The 25,577-nt window shown below is 71.5% G+C and carries 23 protein-coding genes and 1 riboswitch; of the genes, 16 read left to right on the forward strand and 7 right to left on the reverse strand.

Features of this window, described 5'->3' with window-relative positions; all coding sequences use genetic code 11:
• Positions 1 to 451: 451 nt before the first annotated feature.
• The gene (locus tag OHT01_RS32630) at positions 452 to 1,279 is read left to right on the forward strand and encodes a carbon-nitrogen hydrolase family protein (protein ID WP_328556687.1); all 828 of its coding nucleotides are present in this window, start codon (positions 452 to 454) and stop codon (positions 1,277 to 1,279) included.
• 79 nt (positions 1,280 to 1,358) lie between these two features.
• Complete coding sequence (locus OHT01_RS32635; RefSeq protein WP_328556688.1) at positions 1,359 to 3,053, forward strand: flavin monoamine oxidase family protein; 1,695 nt, start codon at positions 1,359 to 1,361, stop codon at positions 3,051 to 3,053.
• 44 nt (positions 3,054 to 3,097) lie between these two features.
• On the opposite strand, the gene OHT01_RS32640 is transcribed toward OHT01_RS32635, so the two are convergent.
• Positions 3,098 to 4,027, reverse strand: a complete 930-nt coding sequence (locus OHT01_RS32640) for an LLM class F420-dependent oxidoreductase (RefSeq protein ID WP_328556689.1) — start codon at positions 4,025 to 4,027, stop codon at positions 3,098 to 3,100.
• Positions 4,028 to 4,119: 92 nt separating this feature from the next.
• Positions 4,120 to 4,794: a DUF5995 family protein gene (locus OHT01_RS32645; RefSeq protein ID WP_328556690.1), complete on the reverse strand. Its 675-nt coding sequence runs from the start codon at positions 4,792 to 4,794 to the stop codon at positions 4,120 to 4,122.
• A 172-nt stretch (positions 4,795 to 4,966) separates the two neighbouring features.
• On the opposite strand from OHT01_RS32645, the gene OHT01_RS32650 reads away from it, so the two are divergent.
• Positions 4,967 to 6,070 (forward strand): glycoside hydrolase family 6 protein, encoded by a 1,104-nt coding sequence (locus OHT01_RS32650; protein WP_328558349.1) that lies wholly within the window; start codon positions 4,967 to 4,969, stop codon positions 6,068 to 6,070.
• Here OHT01_RS32650 and OHT01_RS32655 read toward each other — a convergent pair.
• Positions 6,052 to 7,443, reverse strand: a complete 1,392-nt coding sequence (locus tag OHT01_RS32655; RefSeq protein WP_328556691.1) for a uracil-xanthine permease family protein — start codon at positions 7,441 to 7,443, stop codon at positions 6,052 to 6,054. The two genes, OHT01_RS32650 and OHT01_RS32655, sit on opposite strands and share 19 nt — an antisense overlap.
• Before the next feature lie 120 nt (positions 7,444 to 7,563).
• On the opposite strand from OHT01_RS32655, the gene OHT01_RS32660 reads away from it, so the two are divergent.
• Entirely contained in the window at positions 7,564 to 8,904 is a 1,341-nt protein-coding gene (locus OHT01_RS32660) for an alginate lyase family protein (protein WP_328556692.1), read from the forward strand.
• Between the two features lie 100 nt (positions 8,905 to 9,004).
• Positions 9,005 to 9,463, forward strand: a complete 459-nt coding sequence (locus tag OHT01_RS32665; protein ID WP_328556693.1) for an acyl-CoA thioesterase — start codon at positions 9,005 to 9,007, stop codon at positions 9,461 to 9,463.
• Here OHT01_RS32665 and OHT01_RS32670 read toward each other — a convergent pair.
• On the reverse strand, positions 9,423 to 10,634 hold the full coding sequence (locus tag OHT01_RS32670; protein ID WP_328556694.1) for an MFS transporter: 1,212 nt from the start codon (positions 10,632 to 10,634) through the stop codon (positions 9,423 to 9,425). The genes OHT01_RS32665 and OHT01_RS32670 overlap by 41 nt on opposite strands.
• Positions 10,635 to 10,765: 131 nt before the next feature.
• Here OHT01_RS32670 and OHT01_RS32675 point away from each other — a divergent pair, with 131 nt between their 5' ends.
• A complete protein-coding gene (locus OHT01_RS32675; RefSeq protein WP_328556695.1) occupies positions 10,766 to 11,998 on the forward strand; it encodes an ROK family transcriptional regulator in 1,233 nt (410 codons plus the stop codon).
• 78 nt (positions 11,999 to 12,076) lie between these two features.
• Here OHT01_RS32675 and OHT01_RS32680 read toward each other — a convergent pair whose 3' ends face one another.
• Positions 12,077 to 12,826, reverse strand: a complete 750-nt coding sequence (locus OHT01_RS32680) for an SDR family oxidoreductase (RefSeq protein WP_328556696.1) — start codon at positions 12,824 to 12,826, stop codon at positions 12,077 to 12,079.
• A 606-nt stretch (positions 12,827 to 13,432) separates the two neighbouring features.
• A riboswitch (FMN riboswitch) is annotated at positions 13,433 to 13,563 on the forward strand.
• Between the two features lie 152 nt (positions 13,564 to 13,715).
• Here OHT01_RS32680 and OHT01_RS32685 point away from each other — a divergent pair.
• From OHT01_RS32685 to OHT01_RS32725, 9 genes are all read left to right on the forward strand, one after another.
• A complete protein-coding gene (locus OHT01_RS32685; protein WP_328556697.1) occupies positions 13,716 to 14,351 on the forward strand; it encodes a riboflavin synthase in 636 nt (211 codons plus the stop codon).
• On the forward strand, positions 14,348 to 14,983 hold the full coding sequence (locus OHT01_RS32690; RefSeq protein ID WP_328556698.1) for a nicotinamide mononucleotide transporter family protein: 636 nt from the start codon (positions 14,348 to 14,350) through the stop codon (positions 14,981 to 14,983). Before OHT01_RS32685 ends, OHT01_RS32690 begins: the two co-directional genes overlap by 4 nt.
• The gene (locus tag OHT01_RS32695) at positions 14,980 to 16,317 is read left to right on the forward strand and encodes a bifunctional 3,4-dihydroxy-2-butanone-4-phosphate synthase/GTP cyclohydrolase II (protein ID WP_328556699.1); all 1,338 of its coding nucleotides are present in this window, start codon (positions 14,980 to 14,982) and stop codon (positions 16,315 to 16,317) included. The genes OHT01_RS32690 and OHT01_RS32695 overlap by 4 nt, the downstream gene beginning before the upstream one ends.
• A 142-nt stretch (positions 16,318 to 16,459) precedes the next feature.
• The gene (gene ribH, locus OHT01_RS32700) at positions 16,460 to 16,945 is read left to right on the forward strand and encodes a 6,7-dimethyl-8-ribityllumazine synthase (protein ID WP_328556700.1); all 486 of its coding nucleotides are present in this window, start codon (positions 16,460 to 16,462) and stop codon (positions 16,943 to 16,945) included.
• Positions 16,946 to 16,979: 34 nt separating this feature from the next.
• Positions 16,980 to 17,252 (forward strand): phosphoribosyl-ATP diphosphatase, encoded by a 273-nt coding sequence (locus tag OHT01_RS32705; RefSeq protein WP_030038616.1) that lies wholly within the window; start codon positions 16,980 to 16,982, stop codon positions 17,250 to 17,252.
• 86 nt (positions 17,253 to 17,338) lie between these two features.
• Positions 17,339 to 18,196: an ATP phosphoribosyltransferase gene (gene hisG / locus OHT01_RS32710; protein WP_328556701.1), complete on the forward strand. Its 858-nt coding sequence runs from the start codon at positions 17,339 to 17,341 to the stop codon at positions 18,194 to 18,196.
• 14 nt (positions 18,197 to 18,210) lie between these two features.
• On the forward strand, positions 18,211 to 18,678 hold the full coding sequence (locus OHT01_RS32715) for a PH domain-containing protein (protein WP_328556702.1): 468 nt from the start codon (positions 18,211 to 18,213) through the stop codon (positions 18,676 to 18,678).
• Positions 18,679 to 18,875: 197 nt separating this feature from the next.
• Positions 18,876 to 20,207, forward strand: coding sequence for a hemolysin family protein (locus OHT01_RS32720; RefSeq protein WP_328556703.1), 1,332 nt, complete (start codon positions 18,876 to 18,878; stop codon positions 20,205 to 20,207).
• Entirely contained in the window at positions 20,204 to 21,292 is a 1,089-nt protein-coding gene (locus OHT01_RS32725) for a hemolysin family protein (RefSeq protein ID WP_328556704.1), read from the forward strand. Before OHT01_RS32720 ends, OHT01_RS32725 begins: the two co-directional genes overlap by 4 nt.
• Positions 21,293 to 21,370: 78 nt before the next feature.
• Here the strand turns inward: OHT01_RS32725 and OHT01_RS32730 are convergent, their stop codons facing one another.
• Together OHT01_RS32730 and OHT01_RS32735 are read right to left on the reverse strand one after the other, a co-directional pair.
• Positions 21,371 to 23,236: an AAA family ATPase gene (locus OHT01_RS32730; protein ID WP_328556705.1), complete on the reverse strand. Its 1,866-nt coding sequence runs from the start codon at positions 23,234 to 23,236 to the stop codon at positions 21,371 to 21,373.
• Between the two features lie 467 nt (positions 23,237 to 23,703).
• Positions 23,704 to 24,357, reverse strand: coding sequence for a uridine kinase family protein (locus OHT01_RS32735; protein ID WP_328556706.1), 654 nt, complete (start codon positions 24,355 to 24,357; stop codon positions 23,704 to 23,706).
• Between the two features lie 232 nt (positions 24,358 to 24,589).
• Between OHT01_RS32735 and OHT01_RS32740 the strand changes: the two genes are divergently transcribed.
• Positions 24,590 to 25,546 carry a hypothetical protein gene (locus tag OHT01_RS32740; RefSeq protein ID WP_328556707.1) on the forward strand — a complete coding sequence of 319 codons (957 nt, stop codon included), beginning with the start codon at positions 24,590 to 24,592 and terminating at the stop codon, positions 25,544 to 25,546.
• The last annotated feature ends 31 nt before the right edge of the window (positions 25,547 to 25,577 follow it).

The following is a 25,577-nucleotide window of genomic DNA, read 5'->3' on the forward strand; positions in this document are numbered from 1 at the left end:
TCCGGACGGCTCTGAGACGGGGTGCGGGCCGGTCCGGACCGGCCCGAGCCCGGCTGGTGAGCCGGACACGCGTCCGGACGGGTGGGCGAGGCGCGGGTCTGGACCGGTCGGAGAGCGTGGCAAGGGGCTCCTTCCGGCGGTGCGGCCGGTGCGTCGGTGCGTCGGACGCGGGGGCCAGGGTGCTGGAATTCTCAGGGGGCGGCCTGTCTCCGGGCTGTCCCCGCGGTCGCTCCGCCCCGGGGCGCGGAACCCGCCTGTGACCTGCGCCTCCCTGGGGAACGGGGTCATGACGGGGCCCGCGGCGAGGTGCGCAACGAATCGCCGCCGAGCGCCCTACGCACGCAACGAATCGTTCGGTGGCGCGCAACAGGTCCGTCTTGTCCGCCCGAGCCGGCCGACCGTACCGTCTATCTGGCCCCCGAATCCCCCTTCGTACCGGTGGAGAACCCGCATGCGCACAGCCCTGCTCCAGAGCTCCGGCCGCCCCGGCTCGATCGTCGAGAACCTCAAGGTGCTCGACGACGCCGCGGGCCGCGCCGCCGCGTCGGGCGCCGGGCTGGTCGTGACGTCGGAGATGTTCCTGACCGGCTACGCCATCGGCGACGACATCGCACGCCTCGCCGAGCCCGCCGACGGCGACTCCGCCGACGCGGTGGCCGACATCGCCACCCGCCACGGCGTGGCGATCGCCTACGGCTACCCCGAGCGCGAGGCCGGACCGGGTGAGGGCGAAGGCTCCCAGGCCGACGGCGCGGCGAGGGTCTTCAACTCCGTGCAGTTGATCTCCGCCGACGGCGCCCGGCTCGCGAACTACCGCAAGACCCACCTCTTCGGCTGCTTCGAGCACGACCACTTCACGCCCGGCGACCAGCCCGTCGTACAGGCGGAACTGGACGGACTGCGGGTCGGCCTCATGATCTGCTACGACGTCGAGTTCCCGGAGAACGTCCGCGCGCACGCCCTCGCCGGCACCGACCTGCTGCTCGTGCCGACGGCGCAGATGCACCCGTTCCAGTTCGTCGCCGAGTCCGTCGTCCCGGTCCGTGCCTTCGAGAACCAGATGTACGTCGCCTACGTCAACCGCACCGGTCCGGAAGGGGAGTTCGAGTTCGTCGGACTGTCCACGCTGGCCGGGCCCGACGGAGTCGCCCGCGCCCGAGCGGGCCGCGGCGAGGAACTGGTCCTGGCGGACGCCGACCCCGTACTCCTCGCGGCCTCGCGTGAGACGAACCCGTACCTGAAGGACCGCCGCCCCGGTCTCTACGGGTCCCTCGTCTGACCTCCCGTCCGGACCCCCGGTCCGGCCCGGCCGAACCAGCCCTCCCCTCACCAGTTTTCGCGCAAGGAGTCCGTACCCCATGACGTCCACCGTGCCCAACGCCGTCCAGCACGCCGACGTGCAGCAGCCGCCGATCACCATGTTCGGCCCGGACTTCCCCTACGCCTACGACGACTTCCTCGCGCACCCCGCGGGCCTCGGGCAGATACCCGCGACCGAGCACGGCACCGAGGTCGCCGTCATCGGCGGCGGACTGTCCGGCATCGTGGCCGCCTACGAGCTGATGAAGATGGGCCTCAAGCCCGTCGTCTACGAGGCCGACGAGATCGGCGGCCGGCTGCGCACGGTCGGTTTCGAGGGCTGCGACCCCTCGCTGACCGCCGAGATGGGCGCGATGCGTTTCCCGCCCTCCTCCACCGCCCTCCAGCACTACATCGACCTGGTGGGACTTCAGACCCGCCCGTTCCCCAACCCCCTCGCCGAGTCCACGCCTTCGACGGTCGTCGACCTCAAGGGCGAGTCGCACTACGCGACCTCCGTCGACGACCTGCCGCAGGTCTACCGCGACGTCATGAACGCCTGGAACGCCTGCCTGGAGGACGGCGCCGACTTCTCCGACATGAACCAGGCCATGCGGGAGCGCGACGTTCCGCGCATCCGGGAGATCTGGTCGAAGCTCGTCGAGAAGCTCGACAACCAGACCTTCTACGGCTTCCTCTGCGAGTCGGAGTCCTTCAAGTCCTTCCGGCACCGCGAGATCTTCGGCCAGGTCGGCTTCGGCACCGGCGGCTGGGACACCGACTTCCCGAACTCCATCCTGGAGATCCTGCGCGTCGTCTACACCGAGGCCGACGACCACCACCGCGGCATCGTCGGCGGCTCCCAGCAGCTTCCGCTGCGGCTGTGGGAGCGCGAGCCGCAGAAGATCGTCCACTGGGCGTACGGCACCTCGCTGTCGACGCTGCACGACGGCGCCCCGCGTCCGGCCGTGACCCGGCTGAACCGCACCGCGGGCAACGGCATCACGGTGACGGACGCGAACGGTGACATCCGCACGTTCAAGGCGGCGATCTTCACCGCCCAGTCCTGGATGCTGCTCTCCAAGGTCGCCTGCGACGACTCGCTCTTCCCGATCGACCACTGGACGGCGATCGAGCGCACCCACTACATGGAGAGCTCCAAGCTCTTCGTCCCCGTCGACCGGCCGTTCTGGCTGGACAAGGACGAGGAGACGGGTCGTGACGTCATGTCGATGACGCTCACCGACCGCATGACGCGCGGTACCTACCTCCTGGACGAGGGCCCGGACAAGCCCGCCGTCATCTGCCTCTCGTACACGTGGTGCGACGACAGCCTCAAGTGGCTGCCGCTGTCCGCGAGCGAGCGGATGGAGGTCATGCTGAAGTCGCTCGGCGAGATCTACCCGAAGGTCGACATCAGGAAGCACATCATCGGCAACCCGGTGACCGTGTCCTGGGAGAACGAGCCCTACTTCATGGGCGCGTTCAAGGCCAACCTGCCCGGCCACTACCGCTACCAGCGCCGCCTGTTCACGCACTTCATGCAGGAGTCGCTGCCCGAGGACAAGCGGGGCATCTTCCTCGCCGGCGACGACATCTCCTGGACGGCCGGCTGGGCCGAGGGCGCCGTCCAGACCGCGCTGAACGCGGTCTGGGGCGTCATGCACCAGCTCGGCGGGACGACCGACCCGAGCAACCCCGGGCCCGGCGACGTCTACGACGAGATCGCCCCGGTGGAACTCCCCGAGGACTGATCCTTCCCCGCGGGGCGCGGGGCGCGGGGCGCGCGGCGTGCGGGTCAGACCCCGGCCGCCCGCGCCGCCTCGTACACCTCGGCGGCCACGTCCTTCAGTTCCTGGGCGTCCCGCACCGAGCTCTGGAGGTCGAAGAAGATCTCGCCGAGACCGAGCTCGGCGTGGGCGACCAGATCCTCGACGATCTGTTCGACGCTGCCCTGGAAGGGCTGGCGGTCCCCGCCCTCGTACCCCTTCGCCGTGTACTGCGGGTTGGTCCGCAACACCGTGCGCAGCGGCTCGGTGCGCCCGCGCTCGGCGGCCAGGTCCTGCAACTGGGTCCACTGCGCGGCCAGTTGTTCCACGCCCATGCCGATCGGCATCCATCCGTCGGCGTGGTCGACGAGCCGGCGCCGCGCCCTTCCGGTGTTGGCGGCGAGCAGGATCGGGATCGGCCGGGCCGGCTTGGGGCCGACCGCGGCCGACGCGATCTTCGTGAGCCTGCCGTCGTGGACCACCGGGTCGGGACCCCAGACCGCGCGGCACACCTCGATCACCTCGTCGAGGACCTGGCCGCGCTCCTCGAAGGGCCGTGCGGACGCCGCCGCGTACTCGTCGAGCGACCAGCCCGTGCCGAGGCCCGCCACGACACGGCCGCCGCTCGCGGCGTCGAGCGAGGCGAGCGCCTTGGCGAGCTGGAAGGGCACGTGCAGCGGGGCCACCAGGACACTGGTGCCGAGCTCGGCGCGTTCGGTGGCCGCGGCCGCGAGGGTCAAGGTCACCAGCGGGTCGGCGACCCCGCGGTACGCCTCCGGCCAGGCAAGTCCCTCGATGCCGTACAGCCCCTGCGTCGGAGGATCGGGGAACAGGGCCCGCTCGAAGACCCAGAGGCTCTCGTACCCGATGGATTCGGCGGCGCGCGCCACGTCGGGCACGTCCCGTCCGAGGTCGTACTGCTTCATCTGCGGGAGGGTGAGGCCGAGTCGGGTCGTCATACCCGTGTACTCCTTCGCGTCAGAGTGTGCCGACCGATCAACGTACAGTGGCCGCCCCCGGCTTTCGGCGAGGACCGCACCGCGTGGCCGGATCAGTCCGGCAGGGGAGTGAGCAGCATCCGGCCGACCAGGCCCACCGCCGCGTCGAGGCGCCCGGCGAACTCCTCGGCCAGATCCGGGAGTCCGCGCAGCGCCCACAGGGCACGCGCCGCCGCCCAGGTCGCCTCGCGCGCCCGCTCCAGACTCCACGAGCCGAGCAGATGGGTGAGCGGATCGGCGATCTGGAGCAGGTCGGGGCCCGGCATCAGTTCTTCGCGGATGTGTTCCTCCAGCGAGACGAGGAGGTCGCCCACACGGTCGAACTCGTCCTCAAGGTCCACCGGTTCGCAGTCGAGCGTACGACAGGTGTCCACCACGGCGAGCGCGAGATCGTGCCCGATGTGCGCGTTGATGCCCGCGATCGCGAACTGCAGCGGGCGTACCCCCGGATGGCGGCGGAAGCGCAGCAGCGGCCGCCAGCAGGCGGGTGCGCGCCCCTCCTCGGCCACCGCCAGATAGCGCTCCGCGAACCGTACGTCCAGCGTGATCGCGGTCCGGTGGTCCGGGAAGACCCCCGCGTCCAGACGCCGGTCGAACTCCTCGGTGACGGTGAGGTAGACGCGGTTGAAGACGGCGAGCCCGTCCCGCCCGGGGAGCTCCGCGGCCAGGGCGCGCATACGGGAGACGACCGTGTCAACGGGAGTGGTGAACTGTGCCGACTGCGCCATGGGGGCAGCGTCCCAGTCCTAGGGTGGCCGACGTGCCGCCGGGCCGAAGGCTTCCCCAGAACGGGGGAACGCGGCCGGGCGGGAGTGGGGGGAACCGTACGTGTCAGGTCTACGTGCCCAGCGGCCGGTCCGGCGCGGGACCGAACGCGACCGGTCCGCCGCGCGCGGTGTCATGGTCACCGTGGCCTCGGTCGTGGTGGCGGTCGGCAGCGCGACGGGGGTGGTGTCCGCGCTCGACGGCGGGCGGCCGGCCGAGGACGCCACCTCCCTGGTGACCCCCTCGCCCCGCCTCGGCCCGTCGCCCGGAGGGACCGCACCCTCGCGCGCCTCGGCCGTGCCGTCGGGGCCGGCCTCCCCGAGGCCGTCCGCCGACCCCTCGCCGAGCGTGCGGCCGTCACGGACCGCGGCGGCCCCCGCTCTCCTCTACCGTCATCCCGACTCCCAGGTGCGCGACTGGGTCGACACCCACCCGGGTGACGCCCGGCGCGCGGTCATCGCGTCCCGGATCGCCGACCGGCCCGCCGCGGTGTGGTTCGCGGACTTCACGCCGTCCACCATCAGCGGGCGGGTCCGGGCCGTGACGTCGGCCGCAGCCGCGCGGGGCCGGGTGCCCGTCCTCGTCCCGTACGCCATCCCGCAACGCGACTGCGGCGGCGCCTCGGAGGGCGGGGCGCCCGACCTCGCCGCGTACGACGGCTGGATCGACGGGATCGCGGCGGGGCTCGGTTCCGGCGAGGTCGTCGTCGTCCTGGAGCCGGATTCGGTCGCCGAGTCCGACTGCCTCGGCGAGGCCGCGCGGGCCGACCGCTTCGCCTCGCTGGCCCGCGCGGGCCGTGTCCTGAAGGCGGCGAACCCCAGGGCCCGGGTGTACTACGACGCGGGCAACTCCGACTGGAACCCGCCCGGCCGGCAGGCCGCGCTGCTCCGCCGGGCGGGCGCGGCCTCACCCGCCTCCTCCGACGGCGTCTTCACCAACGTCTCCAACTTCAACCGGACGAGTGACGAGATCACGTACGCCCGCCGGGTGCTGTCCGCGCTCGGCGGGCCGGCGGGCCTCGGCGCCGTCATCGACACCAGCCGCAACGGCAGCGGTCCGGCCGCCGGCGGCGCGTGGTGCGATCCGCCGGGCCGCAGGATCGGGGAGGCGCCGACCCTGAGCACGGGGGAGGCCGGGATCGACGCCTATCTGTGGGTGAAGCCGCCGGGCGAGTCGGACGGCTGCCGGGGCGCGGCCGGGACCTTCTCGGCGGAGTACGCCTACGAACTGGCGCGCTGATCCCCGGGGTCGTCGTACGCGGACGTCCCGGCGTCGAGCAGCGGTTCCTGCTTGAGGTGGGCCGGGGCCATCGCCCGCAGCGCGTGGTAGCCGGTGATCACGACGATGGTGCCGAGCGCGATGCCGTTCAGCGAGAAGTTGTCGGTGAACTTCAGGGTGACACCGCCGATGCCGATGATGATGCCCGCGGCGGCCGGCACCAGGTTCAGCGGATTGCGCAGGTCCACCCGGGCGTTGAGCCAGATCTGGGCGCCGAGCAGGCCGATCATGCCGTACAGGATGACGGTGATGCCGCCGAGGACGCCGCCCGGGATCGCCGCGACCACGGCGCCGAACTTGGGGCACACGCCGAAGAGGAGGGCGAAGCCGGCGGCGGCCCAGTAGGCGGCCGTGGAGTAGACCCGGGTCGCGGCCATCACGCCGATGTTCTCGGAGTACGTGGTGTTGGGCGGGCCGCCGACCGCGGTGGAGAGCATGGAGGCGGCGCCGTCCGCGGAGATCGCGGTGCCCAGCTTGTCGTCGAGCGGGTCGCCGGTCATCTCGCCGACGGCCTTGACGTGCCCGGCGTTCTCGGCGACCAGGGCGATGACGACGGGCAGCGCGACGAGGATCGCCGACCACTGGAACGCCGGTCCGTGGAAGGACGGCAGCCCGATCCAGTCGGCCTTCTCCACGGCGGAGAGGTTCAGGCGCCAGTGGTCGGTGACCTTGCCGCTCGCGTCCGGCGAGTGGATCCGGCCGAAGACCCGGTCGAAGACCCAGGAGATCACGTAGCCGAAGACCAGCCCGAGGAAGATCGCGATGCGTGACCAGAAGCCGCGCAGGCACACCACGGCCGCTCCGGTGACCAGCATCGTGAGCAGGGCCGTCCACTGGTCCTGCGGCCAGTAGGTGGACGCGGTCACCGGCGCCAGGTTGAAGCCGATGAGCATGACCACCGCGCCGGTCACGATCGGCGGCATCGCGGCATGGATGATCCGAGCCCCGAACCGCTGGACGGCGAGCCCGACCAGGAACAGCGCGACCCCGACCACGAAGCACGCGCCGGTCACCGTCGCGCTGGTGCCGCCCTGCGCGCGGATCACGGCCGCGACGCCGACGAAGGAGAGCGAGCAGCCGAGGTAACTGGGCACCCGGCCGCGGGTGGAGAGCAGGAAGATGACCGTCGCGACACCGGACATCATGATCGCGAGGTTGGGATCGAGTCCCATCAGGACGGGTGCCACGAAGGACGCCCCGAACATGGCCACCACGTGCTGGGCGCCGAGCCCGAAGGTCCGGGGCCAGGAGAGGCGTTCGTCGGGGCGGACGACCGCTCCCGGGGCGGGGGTCCGCCCGTCGCCGTGCAGTTTCCAGCGCACACCGAGGTCCATGTGTGGATTCGCTTTCTCTGTACGTGAATCTGTCCGGACCATTGTCACGGTTGAACAGCCGCCCTACGCTCACACGGTCCTACTCATGAACATCGTTCATATGTCTGATCGGAGTGTTCCGTGAGTGCACGATCCAGACTGGGCGTGGCGTTCGCGGCGGCCACCGTCGCCCTCGCCTCCGTCCTCGTTCCGTCGGCGTCCGCCCGTACCGCCCCGGTGGCCGTCGCTCCGGCGCCGCCTCGCGCCGCGTCCCTCCTCGCCCCGGCGTCGTCGCCCCGCGCCGCGTCCGGGGTCCCGGGGACCGTGGTCCTCGACGGCGGCCGGCTCCGGCGGACCCGCGTCCGCCTGGACCACGGGGACCGCCGACTCGCCCGACCGCTGCGGGAGTTGACGGCCCGCGCCGACAACTGGCTGGACCAGGGCCCCTGGACGGTCGTCGACAAGCCGAAGCCCGCCCCCGGCGGCGATGTTCACGACTACCTCAGCCAGGCCCCGTACTGGTGGCCCTCGCGGCCGGCCACCGCCGACAACCCCTGGGGCTGCCCCTACGTCCAGCGAGACGGGCAGCGCAACCCCGAGGTGGACACCGGCACCGACCGCCAGGACGTCGAGAAGGTCTTCGACTCGACGTACGACCTCGCGCTCGCCTGGTACTACACCGGCAGGAAGCGGTACGCGGAAAAGGCCTCCGAGGTCCTGCGCACCTGGTTCCTGGACCCGGCCACGAGGATGAACCCGAACCTGGACCACGGCCAGTTCATCCCCTGCAAGTACGACGGACGGGCCATCGGCGTCATCGACTTCTCGCAGTCGTACACGAGCGTCCTCGACGCGATCGCCGTCCTGGACACCGGCGCCCCCGGCTGGTCCCGGCGCGACCGGGCGGCGATGCTCGACTGGAACACCGGTTTCCGCGACTGGCTGACGGACAGCGCCTTCGGCAAGGAGGAGGGAGCCGCCGCGAACAACCACGGCACCTTCTACGACCTGCAGCTCGCCGCCCTCGCGTACGCCACCGGCGACCTGGCCCTCGCCCGGCGGACCGTGCTCGCCGCGCGCGCCCTGCGCATCGACCCGCAGATCGCCGCCGACGGAAGCCAGCCCCAGGAACTGGCCCGCACCCGCAGCTGGCACTACTCCACCTTCGACCTGGTCGCCCACACCCGGCTCGCGGCCATCGGCCGGCATGTCGGCGTGGACCTCTGGTCGTACCAAGGGCCGGACGGCCAGAGCCTGTTCAAGGCGGTCGACTACCTGCTGCCCGCGGCGACGGGCGCGGAGCCGTGGAACCGTCCCGAGCTGGAGTTCCACCGGTTCGCGGCGAGCGACGTCGTGCACGCGGCGGCCGACGCCGGGGACCGGGCGGCGCGGGCCGCCGTGCCGGGGCTCGAAGCACCGCCCGGCGGCGATCTGTGGGAACTGCGGCCGGCCGCCGAGCAGCTCGACTCGATCACCGGCTGATCCCTCCCGGAGAGGGCTCCTGAGCGTTTGCTTAGGATGGGGGTGGCGTTTCAGCCACGCTTGTCCCGTCCGCACGCCTTACGTCCCAGGAGCCCCGCCCGTGACCGCCGAAGCCCCCGTCGCCCCCGCCCTCCCGTACGGACGGCTCCTGCCCGTCACCGTCCACTTCGACGACCTCGACGCGCTCGGCCTGCTGCACAACGCCCGCTACCCGCTCATGGTCGAGCGCGCCTGGACCACGCTGTGGAACGAGCGCGGCTTCGGCTTCGAGGGGGACTGGGAGGCGGCGGGCGACTCGTGCAACGCCGTCAAGGAACTGCGGATCACCTATGAGGCACCGGTCAGCCGCCCCGGCGCGTACGCCGTCCACCTGTGGCTGGAACGGCTCGGGAACACCGGACTCACGTACGGTTTCCGCTTCTGCTCCCTCGACGGTGCGGTCACCTACGCGCACGGAACCAGGGTGCTCGTCCGGCTCGACGCCGGGACGCTGCGCCCGACGCCGTGGAGCGACCGGTTCAGGGCCGTGGGCCAGGAACTGCTGCGGTCGCGGGACTGACCTTCGGACGGTTGCGGTCCCCCGCGCGCAGCACACCCGCGAGCGCGGTGAGCCCGAACGCCAGGACCGTGACCAGCCCGAACGACACCATCAGGCTCGTCGCCTGGGCCACCGACCCGATCAGGCTCGGCGCGATCAGCCCCGACGTGTACGTGATGGTCGCGACGCCCGCGATGGCCTGACTGGGGTTCGGGCCGCTGCGTCCGGCCGCCGCGAAGCAGAGCGGGACGACGACCGCGATACCGAGGCCGAGCAGCGCGAAACCGCACATCGCCACCGCCGGATGCTCCGCGACGACGATCAGCAGTCCGCCGAGCACGGCCAGCACACCACCCGCCCGCACGGTGCGTACGGCGCCGAATCGGTTCACCACCGAGTCGCCGACCAGCCGGGCCACCGCCATGGTCAGCATGAAGCCGGTGGTCGAGGCGGCGGCGAGACCGGCCGAGGTGTCCAACTGGTCGCGCAGGTAGACCGCCGACCAGTCCAGGCTCGCGCCCTCCGCGAACACCGCGCAGAAGCCGACCGTGCCGATGAGTAGCGCCGACCGGGGCGGCAGCGCGAAACGCGGCGGCGGCTCCTCGTCCTCGGCGGGCCGCAGATCGAGCACCCAGCGACAGGCGGCGAGACCGACGAGCGTGAGGGTCGCCGCGGCCAGAACGTGGTGCAGGCGCGCGTCCGTCCCCAGTTGGGCGGCGAGCGTGCCGGCCGCGGCGCCGATCAGGGCGCCGGCGCTCCACATGCCGTGCAGCCCGGACATGATCGACTTGTCGAGCCGGTTCTCGACCTCGACACCCAGCGCGTTCATGGCGACATCCGCCATCCCCGCCGTGGCGCCGTAGACGAACATCGCGATGCACAGGGTGAGCAGGTTCGGCGCGAGGGACGGCAGGACCAGCGCCAGCGTCCACAGGGCCATGAGCCCGCGCAGCGCCGTACGGCTGCCGAAGCGGTGGGTGATCCGGCCGGCCAGCGGCATCGAGCAGGACGCGCCGAGCGCGGTGAAGGCGAGGGCGAACCCGAGCTGCCCCGCGCTGACCGACGCATGGTCCTGGATCCACGGCACGCGAGTCGCGAAGGACCCGGTGACGGCGCCGTGCACGGCGAACACGGCCGCCACGGCGTACCGGGCGCGCTTCACCTCGCGCTGGTCGTAGACCACTTCACTCATGCTCCTGCCCCTCCCCGTGTGATGGTTCCCCGTTCCGCCGCCGTAAACTATCAGGAACCCTGCCTGATAGATAGACAACTGTCGGCCGCCCGCCCGCCGGACGGCCCCGCCGATCTGGGAGGATTCCCGGCATGCCCGCATCCCCGAGCACCGCACGGGCCATCAACGACCGGCTCGCCCTGCGGCTGTTGCAGCAGGAGGGCCCGTTGACGGCAGGGCGGTTGAAGCAGCTCACCGGACTGTCCCGGCCGACCGTCGCGGACCTCGTCGAACGCCTCACGGCCTCCGGTCTCGTCACGGTCGTCGGGGAATCGGGGGAGCAGCGGCGCGGCCCGAACGCCCGGGTCTACGGGATCGTCGCGGACCGCGCCCATCTGGCCGCGCTCGACGTCCGTACGGAGGGAGTCTCCGTCGTCGTCTCCGACCTGGTCGGTCACGTCCTGGCCGAGGAGTCCGTGCCGATCGGCGGGGACACCGGGACCGGACCCGCGGTGGAACAGGCGGTCGCGCTGGTCGAGCGGGTGGCGAAGGCGGCCGGGGTCCGCGGGGCAGGGCCCTCGCCCGCACGGGTCCGCGGGTGGGGCGGGCTGCACACCGTCGGCATCGGCGCGCCGGGCCTGATCGACCCGGCCACCGGCGAACTCCGCGACTCCTCGGGCCTGCCCGCCTGGCACCGGCGGCTGGTCGCCGCCCTCCAGGAACGGCTCCCCGAGGCCCGCGTCCTCGTCGAGAACGAGACCAACCTCGCCGCCCTCGCCGAACAGCGCGACGGTGTCGCCCGCGACCGCGACACCTTCGTCCTGCTGTGGCTCGGTCACGGCACCGGCGCCGCCGTCGTCCTCGACGGCGCCCTGCGCCGCGGCGCCTCCGGAGGCACCGGGGAGATCGGCTTCCTGCCCGTGCCCGGCACCACGTCCCTCCCCTCGGCGACCGACTGCGGGGGCGGCTTCCACTCGCTGGTCGGGTCCGCGGCGATCGCGGAGCTGGCCGCGCAGCACGGGGTCCAGGCGCGGCCCGAGGGCTATGAACCGCACGCTGCGGCGCTGGTGCGCAAGGCGCTGGCGACCTCCGGCCCGGCGGCCGCCGACGGCTTCCTCGACGCCCTCGCCGACCGCCTGGCCATCGGGGCGGCCTCCGTCATCGCCGTTCTGGACCCCGGCTGCGTGGTCCTCGGCGGCGAGGTCGGCCGGGCCGGCGGCGCCGCGCTCGCCGCACGGGTCGAGCGGCGGCTCGTCCGTATGTCACCGCTCCCGACCGAGGTGCGCGCGAGCACGCTGGGCGGCGGCGCGGTGCTGCGCGGCGCCCTGCTGACCGCGCGCGACGGCGCACAGGACGAACTGTTCGCCCCGCCGTCGTCGCGGTAGGTCCCCGCCGGCCGGCCGGCGTCGAGGACCCCGCCGAGATCCCCGCCGTCGTACGGCCTCCCCGAGGGCGGCGCGCGTTCAGCGCGGGTTCTGGGAGCGCGCTCGCAGGAAGTCCTCGAACGTTCCGTTGCCCACGGCGTGCCCCGGGGTGAGGTGGTGGCCCTCCCGGAACGCCCGGTAGGCCTTGCCCGCCAGAGGTACGTCCAGCAGCGGGCGCCGCTTCCCGGTGGCGCGCAGGTGGGCGGCGGCCAGTGAACGGAACGTGCGCACCTGGGGCCCGCCCATGTCCTCGACGCGCCCCGCGGGCGCACCGGCCGCCAGTTGGGCCAGCCGGTCGGCGACCTCGGCGACCTCGATCGGCTGGTCGGAGATCCCGGCGGGGAGGATCAGTACGGGCAGCTTCGCGAGCCCCGCGAGGACCTGGGCGACGAGGTCGTGGAACTGGGTGGCGCGCAGGATCGTCCAGCCGATCCCGGACCCCTCGATCAGCTTCTCCACGGCCCACTTGCTCTTGTAGTAGCCGAACGGGACCCGGTCCACGCCGACGATCGAGATGTAGACCAGATGCGGGACGGCCGCCCGGCGCGCGGCCGCGATCAGTCGCTCGGCCGCCCGCTCGTCGCCTCCCCGGGGTGAGGTCGCGCAGTGCACGATCGCGTCCACCCCTGTGACGGCCGCATCCAGGCCGATACCGCCCTCGCGCAGATCGACGGCGTACACCTGCGCGTGCCGGCTGAGCACCCGCACCTCGTGCCCGTCGGCCCGCAGCCGCTCGGTGACGAGCCGGCCGAGGGTTCCGGTACCGCCGGTCACCAGGATCCTGGTCATGGGGTTCAGTCCTTTCGACGCCCGGACGCTCCCGGCCGGAGCACCCTTCACCACTGGAGACCGGAGAGCCCCCGCGGAGGTGACGACACGCCGAGCGGGGCGATGTCCTCGTTCCGCGTGGGCTCACTTCCCTGTCCTGTACGGGTTCAGGTTCGCGCCTCGCACGGGCGCGGGCGACACGGCCCGGAGCCGGCGTTGGGGTCGTCGCCACGCCTTTGGCCTCGCGGAGGCCGTGGGCCCGCGGAGCGCACGGGTTCCGGCGGCGCGGGGGGTCCGGCGGTCCGCCCGTGCGGCTGGGGGACCCGGCGGCGGGGCAAGGGCCTTCGTCACCGCCGCCGGGTCGATCGTGGGGGGACCGGCGATGAACGATCACGCAGTCTTGATCGAGGACACTAAGAGGACTAGACCATAGCGTCAATAGGTATGGACCAATTGTGGGGCCGGGTCGTGCCACCGCGCGACAAGGCCCAAGGCCGCGCCCCGCGACGGGGGTTGACCGGCGAAGCCGCTCCGTGGAAGTCCAGGCCGATCGGTTGTGAGCCACCCCACAGAGGTGCGGCCGCATGGCCGTCGGCCGGGCGTGGCACACTGGCCCTGTACCAGAAGCAGCGCACTCCGGGGTCGGTGTAATTCCGAACCGGCGGTTACAGTCCGCGACCCGGCCGCTTCCAGCGGCCGGTTGACCAGGTGAAATTCCTGGACCGACGGTTAAAGTCCGGATGGGAGGCAGTGCGCGGCGGGCGGGCATCTGTGCGTGCTGCCGTTTGTCGCTCCTCGTCCTGAGGGACGAGTGACCTTTCGGCGTCGCTCCCGGTTGCTGCTGTTCGCTCATTCTGTCGTCATCGACAGCCCCGGAGTCCGTGCCCTATGAGGCAGGAGGACCCGGGAAGTGTTCACCGGAATCGTCGAAGAGCTGGGTGAGGTCACCGCCGTCGAGACGCTCGACGACGCCTCGCGTTTCCGGCTGCGTGGCCCCGTCGTCACGCAGGGCGCGCAGCACGGCGACTCCATCGCCGTCAACGGAGTCTGTCTCACCGTCGTCGAGCACGAGGGCGACGAGTTCACGGCCGACGTCATGGCCGAGACCCTGAACCGCTCCAGCCTCGGCGTCCTCACCGTGGGCTCCCGCGTCAACCTGGAACGGCCCATGGCCGTGGGTGAGCGCCTCGGCGGTCACATCGTGCAGGGACACGTCGACGGCACCGGCGCGGTCATCGAGCGCAAGCCGTCCGACAACTGGGAGATCGTCAAGATCTCGCTGCCCGCCGACCTTTCGCGCTATGTGGTCGAGAAGGGCTCCATCACGGTCGACGGCATCAGCCTCACCGTCGTGGACGCCGGTCCCGACTACTTCACGGTCAGCCTCATCCCCACCACCCTCGACCTGACCACACTGGGCCGCAAGCAGCCCGGCGACCCGGTCAACCTCGAGGTCGACGTCATCGCCAAGTACGTCGAGCGGCTGCTCGGCGCCCGCGGCGAGCAGCCCACCGGTCTGCCCGGAGTCCAGGGGGCCGGGCAGTGAACTGGCTCAACTCCGAGGCCTTCGTCCTGCTCGACCAGCACATCATGTGGTCGGACATGATCGGCAACGTGATCGGCCTGATCGCCCTCGCGCTCGGCTGGCGGCGCTCCGTGTGGAGCTGGCCGGTCCAGCTCCTCTCCGGCCTCGTCCTCTTCGTGGCGTTCTTCGGCCACCTCACCGGCAGCGCCGGCAAGCAGGTCGTGGTCATCGCCGTGGCCCTGTGGGGCTGGTGGCAGTGGAACCGCGGCGAGGGCGAGGACGGGCGCGTCTCCGTACGGTTCGCCACCTGGCGCGAGCGCGCGTACATGGCGGGCGCCGCGGCTGTGGGCACCCTCGCGGTCAGCGCCCTGTTCCACGCGTACCCGAAGCTGTCCTGGGACCCCTGGCCCGACGCCTACATCTTCGTCGGCACGATCGTCGCCATGTACGCGCAGGCCCGCGGCATGGTCGAGTTCTGGTTCGCCTGGCTGCTGGTCGACCTGGTGGGCGTCCCGCTCAACTTCGCCAACGGCTACGCCTTCTCCGGTTTCGTCTACGTCCTGTACGGCGCGCTCGTCCTGTGGGGCCTGCGCGACTGGTGGCTGCGCTCCCGCGAGGCCGGGCAGCCCGTCCTGGAAGGAGCCCCGGCATGACAACGGCGCCGGTTTGGTACAGCACCGGGCACGATCAAGATGCCTCGGACTTCGCGCTCGACCCCGTCGAGCAGGCCATCGCCGACATCGCGGCGGGCCGCCCCATCGTGGTCGTCGACGACGAGGACCGGGAGAACGAGGGAGACCTCGTCGTCGCCGCCGAGATGGCGACCCCCGAGATCGTCGCGTTCATGATGAGCGAGTGCCGCGGGCTGATCTGCGCGCCCATGGAGGGCGACGAACTCGACCGGCTGCGCCTGCCGCAGATGGTCGACGACAACACCGAGTCGATGAAGACGGCGTTCACGGTGTCGGTGGACGCGTCCGCCGCGCACGGGGTGACCACCGGTATCTCGGCCGCCGACCGCGCCGCCACCCTGCGCCTCCTCGCGGACGGCACCTCGGGCGCCGACGACTTCGTGCGCCCCGGCCACATCTTCCCGCTCCGCGCCCGGCCCGGCGGCGTACTGGCCCGCAACGGCCACACCGAGGCCGCGGTCGACCTGGCCCGGCTGGCCGGACTGCGCCCGGCCGGAGCGATCGTCGAGATCGCCGGCGAGGACGGCCGGATGCTGCGGCTGCCCGAGCTGATCCCCTTCGCCCGCAAGCACGGCCTGACGATCATCTCCATCGAGGACCTGGTCGCCTACCGCCGCTCGACCGAGTTCACGGCCTCGGGCGAGACCGGTGCGGCCCCGGCCGCACCCACGGTCCGACGCGAGGCCGAGGTCCATCTCCCCACCGCCTTCGGCGAGTTCACCGCGTACGGCTACCGCTCCACCGCCGACGGGGTCGAGCACGTCGCCCTGGTCCACGGCGAGATCGGCGACGGCGAGGACGTCCTCGTGCGCGTCCACTCCGAATGCCTCACCGGTGATGTCTTCCACTCGCAGCGCTGCGACTGCGGCCCCCAGCTCCAGACCTCCATGGAACGCATCCAGACCGAGGGCCGCGGCATCGTGGTCTACCTGCGGGGCCACGAGGGTCGCGGCATCGGCCTGCTCTCCAAGCTCCGCGCGTACGAACTCCAGGAGCGCGGCCGGGACACCCTCGACGCCAACCTGGAACTCGGACTGCCCGCCGACGCCCGGGACTACGGCGCCAGCGCGCGGATCCTGGAGGACCTCGGCGTCCGCAGCCTGCGTCTGCTGACCAACAACCCCGACAAGACCGACGCGCTCGTCCGGCACGGCCTGCGGGTCGTCCGGCGCGAGCCCATGCCCGTCCAGGCGGGCGAGCACAACCTGCGCTACCTGCGCACCAAGCGGGACCGGATGGGACACGACCTGCCCTGGCTCGACACGACCACCGTGTCGGCCTGCGGGAGCCAGTGACACCGCACGACCGGAACCACCGGCGGGGCACGGAGCTTCCGGCGACACAGCACTTCCGGCAACACGGCGGTACCGGCCACCCGGCGGTACCGGCGGCACAAGCACAATCGGCAACACAGCACAGCGGGACTGAAGGAGAGACGTGAGCGGCAAGGGTGCACCCGAACTGTCCGTACGCAACTGCGGCGACCTGCGGGTCGCGGTCATCGCGGCACAGTGGCACGACAAGGTGATGGACGGTCTCGTCGACGGCGCGCTGCGCGCCCTGCACGAGCTGGGAATCGACGAGCCGACCCTGCTGCGGGTCCCCGGAAGCTTCGAGCTGCCGGTCGCGGCCAAGGTCCTGGCGGGCCGCGGCTACGACGCGATCGTCGCGCTCGGCGTCGTCATCCGCGGCGGAACGCCCCACTTCGAGTATGTGTGCCAGGGCGTCACCCAGGGCCTCACCCAGGTCTCCATCGACACCGGCGTCCCGATCGGCTTCGGTGTGCTGACCTGTGACACCGAGGAGCAGGCCCTGGACCGCGCGGGCATCGAGGGCTCCAACGAGGACAAGGGGCACGAGGCGGTGACGGCCGCGGTGGCGACGGCGGCCACCCTCCGCTCAGTATCCGAACCCTGGCACTGAGGTACGGCACCGAGCGCGTAGGCTGAGGACCACCATGTCCAATAAGACGTTCGAGGAGCTCTTCACCGAGCTCCAGCACAAGGCCGCCACGGGCGATCCCGCCACTTCGCGCACCGCCGAACTGGTGGGCAAGGGCGTTCACGCCATCGGCAAGAAGGTCGTCGAAGAGGCCGCAGAGGTCTGGATGGCCGCCGAGTACGAGGGCAAGGACGCCGCCGCCGAGGAGATCTCGCAGCTGCTCTACCACGTCCAGGTGATGATGGTCGCGCGCGGGATCTCCCTCGACGACGTGTACGCGCATCTCTAGGGGCCGATCTCCGCGTCGCCCCCACCGAGACCCGTCCACCTGTCCCGACCCACTCCGAACAACCTCGAGCAAAGGAAGCCGACCTCATGCTGCGCATCGCCGTCCCCAACAAGGGTTCCCTCTCAGGACCTGCGGCGGACATGCTGCATGAGGCCGGCTACCAGCAGCGCCGGGAGGCCAAGGAACTGCGGATCGTCGACCCGACCAACGAGGTCGAGTTCTTCTACCTCCGCCCGCGCGACATCGCCATCTACGTCTCGTCCGGCCGGCTCGACATCGGCATCACCGGGCGCGACCTCCTGATCGACTCCGGAGCCAACGCGGAGGAGATCCTCCCGCTCGGCTTCGCCCGCTCCACCTTCCGCTTCGCCGCCAAGCCGGGCACCGCGAACGGCATCGCGGACCTGAACGGCACGACGGTCGCCACCTCCTACGAGGGCATCGTCGCCAAGCACCTCGCCGACCACGGCATCGACGCCTCCGTCGTGCACCTCGACGGCGCCGTCGAGACCGCCATCGAACTCGGTGTGGCCGAGGTCATCGCGGACGTCGTCGAGACGGGCACCTCGCTGCGCAACGCCGGCCTGGAGATCTTCGGCGAGCCGATCATGAAGTCCGAGGCCATCGTCATCCGCCGCGTCGGAGCCGACCTGACCGAGGACGCCGAGCCCAAGGTGCAGCAGTTCCTGCGCCGGCTCCAGGGTGTCCTGGTCGCACGGACGTACGTGATGATGGACTACGACTGCCGCGCCGAGCACCTGGAGAAGGCCGTCGCGCTCACTCCCGGTCTGGAGTCGCCGACCATCTCGCCGCTGCACAACGAGGGCTGGGTGGCCGTCCGCGCCATGGTCCCCTCCAAGGAGGCCCAGCGGATCATGGACGACCTGTACGCGCTCGGCGCGCGGGCCATCCTGACCACGGCGATCCACGCCTGCCGGCTCTGACGGGACCTCCGGACATGTCTGACCTTCCTCCCCTTCCGATAACCTTCCGCCCCGCCCGTACCCGGGCCGTGCTCCTCACCGCGGGTGCCTCGATCCTTGTGGTCATCACCACGGTCGCGATGCTTCTGGAGCAACTCGGCCCGGGGGAGAAGCTCAGCTTCATCTTCACCGCGGCGCTGCTCTTCGGAGTGCTCCTGCTGCTCTCGCGGCCCAAGGTCGTCGCCGACGAGAGCGGTGTCACCGTCGTCAACATCGCGAGCCGCCGGCACCTGGACTGGGCGGAGATCGTGCAGGTCAACCTGCGTCCCGGCGACCCCTGGGTGTTCCTCGACCTCAGCGACGGCACCAGCCTGGCCGCCCTCGGCATCCAGCCGGGCATCGCCAAACAGCGCGCCATCGAGGACGCCCGGACGCTGCGCGCGCTCACCCTGGCCCACGCCATCCGCGAGCCCGACGGGCACCGCGGCGAACATCAGGGCTGACTCTCGGCCTTCCACCCTGCCCTGAGAGCCCATGTCTTGATTAATCTGTTGGCGGAGGCGTTTTCACCGCGCCTCCGCCTCCGATGTGCTCCGGCCCTCAGAGGCCCCCTGCTACCCGAGGAGTGACTCCCTCCAGCGATGGACGGATCGTCCTGTAGTACCTGCGCCGCCCCCTTCCGACATAGCGAGGCGGCGGCATGACCATCCCCCTGTTGCTCCTTGGCGCGGCGTTCCTGCTGATCCTCGCCAACGGATTCTTCGTGGCGGCCGAGTTCGGCCTCGTCACCGTCGAGCGCCCCGACGCCGAGAAGGCCGCGGCCGAAGGCGACAAGCGCGCCGCCACGGTCGTCGAGTCGCTGAAGGAACTGTCCTTCCAGCTCTCCGGCACCCAGCTCGGCATCACCATCACCTCCCTCGTCGTCGGCATGCTCGCCGAACCGGCCCTGGCCGAGCTGCTGGACGGCCCGTTCGGCGCGATCGGGCTGCCCGCGGGCGCGGTGCCCGGCATCGCGGTGGTGACCGGCATGCTGGTGGCCTCCGCCGTCCAGATGGTGCTCGGCGAACTCGTGCCCAAGAACTGGGCGGTGTCCAAGCCGCTCCAGGTCGCCCGGTTCGTCGCCGGCCCGCAACACGTCTTCGCCCGCCTCTTCCGGCCGGTGATCGCCGCCCTCAACACGGTCGCCAACCGGCTCGTCCGCGCCCTGGGCGTGGAACCCGCCGACGAACTGGCCTCCGCCCGTACCCCCGGCGAACTCGTCTCCCTGGCCCGCCACTCGGCCCGGGCGGGCGCGCTGGAGCAGGACACCGCGGACCTCTTCGTCCGCACCATGTCGCTCGCCGACCTCACCGCGCAGCACGTGATGACCCCACGGGTGAAGGTCAGCGCCCTCCAGTCGTCGGCGACCGCCGAGGACGTGGTCAACCTCACCCGCGCCACCGGCCTCTCCCGCTTCCCCGTCTACCGGGAGCGGATCGACGAGATCGTCGGCATGGTGCACCTCAAGGACGCCCTCGCGGTCCCCTCGCGCGACCGGCTGCGCACCCCCGTCGGCCGGATCGCCCAGACACCGCTGCTCGTCCCGGAGACGCTGCCCGTGCAGCCCCTCCTGGAGCGGCTGCGCAGTGAGCAGCCGATCGCCGTCGTCGTCGACGAGTACGGCGGCACGGCCGGTGTGGTCACCCTGGAGGACATCGTCGAGGAACTCGTCGGCGAGGTCCGCGACGAACACGACGACGTGCTGGGCGAACCGCCCGAGCTCGCGGCCGCTCCTCCCGAGGACGGCAGGCCCGCCTGGGACGCCGACGGCAGCTGCCGGGTGGACATCCTGCAGCGCATAGGCCTCGACGTACCCGAGGGACCGTACGAGACCGTGGCGGGCCTCGTCGCCGACCTGCTCGGCAGGATCCCGGCCCCCGGCGACAAGGCCGAGCTCCCGGGCTGGCGCCTGTCGGTGCGGCAGGTCGGGCACTACCGTGCCGAACGCGTCCGCCTGGTGCGGACCGCGCTCGCCCCGGAGGCGGTCCGATGAGCATGCTCCAACTCCTGTTCGCGGGCCTGCTGGTGCTCGCCAACGGCTTCTTCGTCGGCGCGGAGTTCGCGCTCGTGTCCGTGCGGCGCAGCCAGATCGAACCGCTGGGTACCGCACGTTCCCGGCAGGTGCTGTACGGCCTGGAGCGTCTCCCGCAGATGATGGCCGCCGCCCAGTTCGGCATCACCATGTGCTCGCTGACCCTCGGCGCGGTCGCCGAGCCGACCGTCGCCCGGCTGCTGGAGCCGCTCTTCGCGGCGGTCCGCCTGCCTGACGGGGTCATCCACCCCCTCGGCTACGTGATCGCGCTCGCCCTCGTCGTCTTCTTCCACCTCGTCATCGGCGAGATGGTCCCGAAGAACCTGGCGATGGCCGCGCCCGAGAAGACGGCCCTGTGGCTCAGCCCCGGACTGGTCGCCTTCGCGCGGGTGTGCCGGCCGGTCACCGTGGGCCTCGGCGCCTGCGCGCGGCTGATCCTGAAGCTCTTCCGGGTCGAGCCCAGGGACGAGGTCGAGGCGGTCTTCACCAGCGAGCAGCTCAACCGGCTGGTCGAGGACTCCGGACAGGCGGGCCTTCTCGACCCCGAGGAGCAGGAGCGTCTCGAGGACGCCCTGGAACTCGGTTCCCGGCCGGTCACCGACGTCCTGCTCGACAGCGGTTCGCTGGTCACCGTCGACCCCTCGGTCACCCCGGGCCAGGTCGTCGCGCTCACCGCGCGCACCGGGTACTCCCGGTTCCCGGTGGTCGCGGAGAACGGCGCCTTCATGGGCTGCTATCTGCATGTGAAGGACGTCCTCGACCTGGAGGAGTCCGAGCGCGCGGTCCCGCAGCAGATGTGGCGCCCGATGACCACGCTGCGGTCCGAACTCCCCCTGGACGACGCCCTCACCGTGATGCGCCGCGCCGCCACCCACCTCGCCCAGGTCGCCGACGCGACCGGGAAGGTCCTGGGCCTGGTCACCCTTGAGGACGTACTGGAACTGCTGGTCGGTGAGGTACGGGACCCGGCGCACCGCAATCTCGCGCCCGTACGGGTCGCGGAGCCGCGCCCCAGCCAGGCCCCCGAGGAGGCGCTGGCGAGCTGATCGTGAGCGTGGGCCCCGGTCTGCCGGCGGCCGTAGGACCGGGTGGCGGTCGTACGGTTCCGGGGGACCGGGGCCTTCTCACATCGCCGACGGATCCTGCGGTCCGCGTCCCGACAGGACCTCCCCGTAGGCCTGCATGAGGTCGGGCAGCCGCAGGGTGGAGAGGTCGTCGCGCGAGGGTGTGCCGGGGTATCCCGACAGCCGCAGATCGCGGTACGCGCAGCTCTTCTCGTACAGGGTGCGCAGGAAGCGGCCGTTGCCGAGTTCGTCGATCCAGCCCTGGTCGACGACGTGTCCGGCGATCGAGCGCAGTTCGTCCAGCGCCTCCTCGTCCCAGATGTCGCCGTTCTCGGCGGCCAGCACCTCACCGATGGAGGTCAGTTCGAGGGGGCGGTACGAGGGGAAGTCCACACGGCTGGTGAAGCGGGAGGAGAGACCGGGGTTGGCGGCGAGCAGCCGGTCCATGCCCTCGGGGTAGCCGGCCAGGATGACCACCAGGTGGTCGCGGTTGTCCTCGGCCCGCTTCAGCAGGACCTGGAGGGCCTCGTCGCCGTACGCGTCGCCCTTGCCGTAGCCGGAGTTGGACAGGGAGTACGCCTCGTCCACGAACAGGACGCCTCCGATGGCCGAGTCGATCAGCTCGTTGGCCTTCACGGCGGTCTGGCCGAGGTACTCGCCGACCAGGTCGGCTCGCTGGGCCTCGACGAGATGGTCCCCGCCGAGCAGCCCGAGCGCGTAGAAGACCCGGCCGAGGATGCGGGCCACCGTGGTCTTGCCGGTGCCCGAGGGCCCGGAGAAGACGAAGTGCCGTTTGGGTGGCTGCACCGGGAGGCCCTGCCCGGTGCGCAGCCTGGCCATGTTCAACTGCGCCGACAGCGCCTTGACCTGCCGTTTCACGGGCTCCAGACCCACCATGCGCTCCAGTTCGTCGAGCGCCTCCTCCAGTAAGGCGGGGTCGGTCGGTCCCGCGGGCATCGGCTGCACCGGCACCATCGCCTTCTCCCGGAAGCCGTCCGTCTGGGCCGGCAGCCCGCCGGGCGGCGACGGATCGGGCTCCGAGAACCTCAGGTCACGTCCCTCGGCACCGAACAGCGGATCCATGCCGTCCGGGCTCTCCAGCACGTCCTGCCCGACCCCGGCGAGTGTGATGGCCGCGAGGTCGGCGGCGGCGTCGTCGTACCCGTCCCCCTCGGAGATGGCCGCGAGCCGCGCCGAGGTGTCCATGAAGGAGGGGTCGACCCGGTGCACCGCCCGGTACAGGGGCAGCGCGGCGGCAGACCGTCCGGTGCCCTCGTGGGCGCGGGCCAGCCAGTAGCGCAACTCCTTGCGCTGCGGCTGCTCGCTGCGGCAGCGCATCAGCGCGGACGACAGCAGCGGCTCGGCCTGCCCGAACATCTCCAGCCGGACCCGCGCCATGCCGCCGAACAGTCCGGCCTCTATGCCGAGCATGGCATCGTTGATCAGCGGATCGGTGTGCCGTACCAACTGCTCCCAGTCCTTGACCAGATAGGCGCGGCAGGCGTGCAGGAACCGCACCTGGTGGTCCGCGTCGACCGGCGGCAGGCCGGCCAACGCCCGGTCCAGTTCGGGGACATGACGTCCGTCGAGCCAGTGCGAGGCGTGCGCGAGCAGCAGGTCGCGCGGGCTCTCCAGCACCGGCTGAACCCACCAGCCCAGCCAGTACCAGGAGTTGAGCGTGCGCCGGTGGCGTGAGCGCTGTTCGCCGAAGCGGTCCCGGTGCCGGAACATCCGCAGCAGCGCGGTCGTCGTGTCCACCCGTAGCGCGTGCAGTCCGAGCCAGCCGTCCGCCATACCGGGGTCCATCCGGACCGCGGCGCGGAACTCCTCCTCCGCCTGCGGATAGGCGCCCATCGTGTAGGCGTCCACACCCCGCAGCCAGGCGAGGTCGGCCGGGGCCTCGGGGCCCTGCGTGCCGAAGTCCATCACGTCCCCCACAAACCGTGCCCCCGATGGTCGGGAAGTGCCTCGCGGATCAGGACACCCCCCTTGCCGCCGGGCAGGTGCCCGTCGGCAGCTCTGGTCGAACGACTGTGCCGCGGACGGGAGTTGAAGCGGTGCGCAGAGCAGCCGTCCGAAGGTCGCACCGAGAGGCATCGTACCTGCGGTTCATGGGCCTGCCGAAGGGTGCCGCACACCCCGTTCCACGAGGTGGGAGCAGATGGGGCGCACTGGGCGCGGTGACCCAGGGTGAGCAAATCACGCCGGGCGGCGTCCGGAAAGAGCCGGTGTGGGCAGAACGAAGCCCCCGATCACGGGGGAACAACCGGGGGCTTCGCGACTGCGGGCGGCTCCCGAAGGGCCGCTGCTTCAGAACGTAAGACCTGTACGGCCCCCTGGTCAAGCAGAGTTGAGAGACCGAGGCAACTTCTCCGGAGTGGCTCTTCACAACTTCACCACGCTGCGGATGGTCCGTCACGTTGAGTGATGAACTGGTCCGGTCCAGGCGCCTCAACGGGTCCCGGGAGCACCTCGTACCCCTGTGGACACTGCCGCACCACATGGTCCGCGAACGGCCGCGTGGGGTCCTCGGTGAAGTGCCGGCGCTCGGCGTGGACCCATCCGGCCCAGAAGTCGCTCTGCGCCTCACCGTCCCGTCGTCGCCCTCGCGCCCATGCCTCCTCGTGCGGCAACTCCATCCACAGGAGCCCCGCGAGCCACGGGCGCAACGCGCGGCGCCCCGCACCGACACCCTCCAGCAGCACCACGGGCGCGGGCGGCAGTTCACGCACCGGACCGAACTCCCGGGCGGTCCAGTCGTACGGGGCGTAGTGCGCCGTCCCGCCGCGCCCGAGCGGTTCGATCACCTCGCTCAGCAGGCGCCCGGTCCAGCCGAAGAGCTCCTCGTGGGTGGCGATGTCGTCGAGGTGCAGGACGGGCGCGCCGTCCAGCACCGTCGCCAACTCCCCGGCGAACGTGGTCTTTCCGGAGCCGGCGTGACCGTCCACACCGATCAGGCGGACGGGACCGCAGGAGGGCGGCAGCCGACGCAGCCGTGCGGCGAGGGCGTGAATGGGGTTTCCCGGAGTGAGGTGCGAGGTGGGCATGGTCCTGGGGAACATTCTATCGAGGCGCTGTTCACAGCGGATCCACGGGTTCAGGGTAGTGCCGCATTGAACCATTGATTGAACAATCCTCAAGACGTTCGGGCGCCCGCTCCAAGATTTCCCCGCCCAGCGGAACCAGGTATTTCAGATAGGGCGTTCCGGTACTCGATGATGCTGAGTAGGGTTCCTGTTGCGCAACGGCGAAGCGTCGTACGGGGATGGACAGGGGAAGATGGCCGCGGGGTTATTCGAGGGGCAGTATGTGTGGCATCCGGCGGCCGACGACCGCAGACTCGCGAGCGTCTGCATGGATGTCCGGGCCGGCCGTTATCTGAGCGCCCATGAAGCTCTGGCTGAGACCGGCGGCGACTTCGGATTACGGGCCCATCGCTCCCTGGTCCTCGCCTCCGAGGCCGCCGACTCCGACCTCGCCGAACGCTGGCTGGCCGAGGAGCAGACCCCTGAAGCCGCGCTGATGTGGTCCCGGGTGGCGGTGCTGCGGGCGTTACGCGCGGCCGACGCCAAGGACGACCGGGCCGAGGCCCTGGAACGCATTGCGCTGACGGCCTGCGACCGGGCCGCGGTGATGGACCGGGCCGATCCGACCCCCTGGGTCGCCCGGCTGTCCATGGCCCGGCTGCACGATCTGCGCGACCCCGCCCCGCAGGGGCTGCTGACCCAGCCGCCGGGCCCCTGGCGCCTGTTCTCGCACATCCTCCGCCTCGATCCGTGGAACCGTGAGGGCCACCACCGGTTCCTGGCGTTCTTCTTCACGCGGTACGGCGGCTCCGTGAACGCCGCCTGGGACGTCGCCGCCTTCCTGAGCCAGCGCGCCCCCGCCTCCTCGTCGCTGCGGCTGCTGCCGCTGGTGGCCCTGGTGGAGAGCTACAACCCCTCGCAACTGCTGGTCGACCGCACCTGGGAGCAGCCGCAGTGGCGTTCCACGGCGCTCGCGATCTACCAGCACTGGCTGCCGGAAGCCTCCGGATACCGCTTCACGCCGGTGCTCGACCTGGCGTATCTGGCCCACGCGCTGTTCATGGCGCAGCGCGAGTTCGAGGCGCGCGCGGTCCTCATGGCCATGGGGCCGTACGCCTGCCGCATGCCGTGGAGCGTCTTCGGGGAACCCGAGGACCAGCTCTCCCGCGCCCGCCGCGCCTGCGGCCTCCCCGTGCCGGGGGCCGGCTGACCGGCCGCCCTCGCTCCCCGACGTCCTGAAC

The sequence above is a fragment of the Streptomyces sp. NBC_00358 genome, assembly GCF_036099295.1.
In the GTDB taxonomy this organism is placed as follows: domain Bacteria; phylum Actinomycetota; class Actinomycetes; order Streptomycetales; family Streptomycetaceae; genus Streptomyces.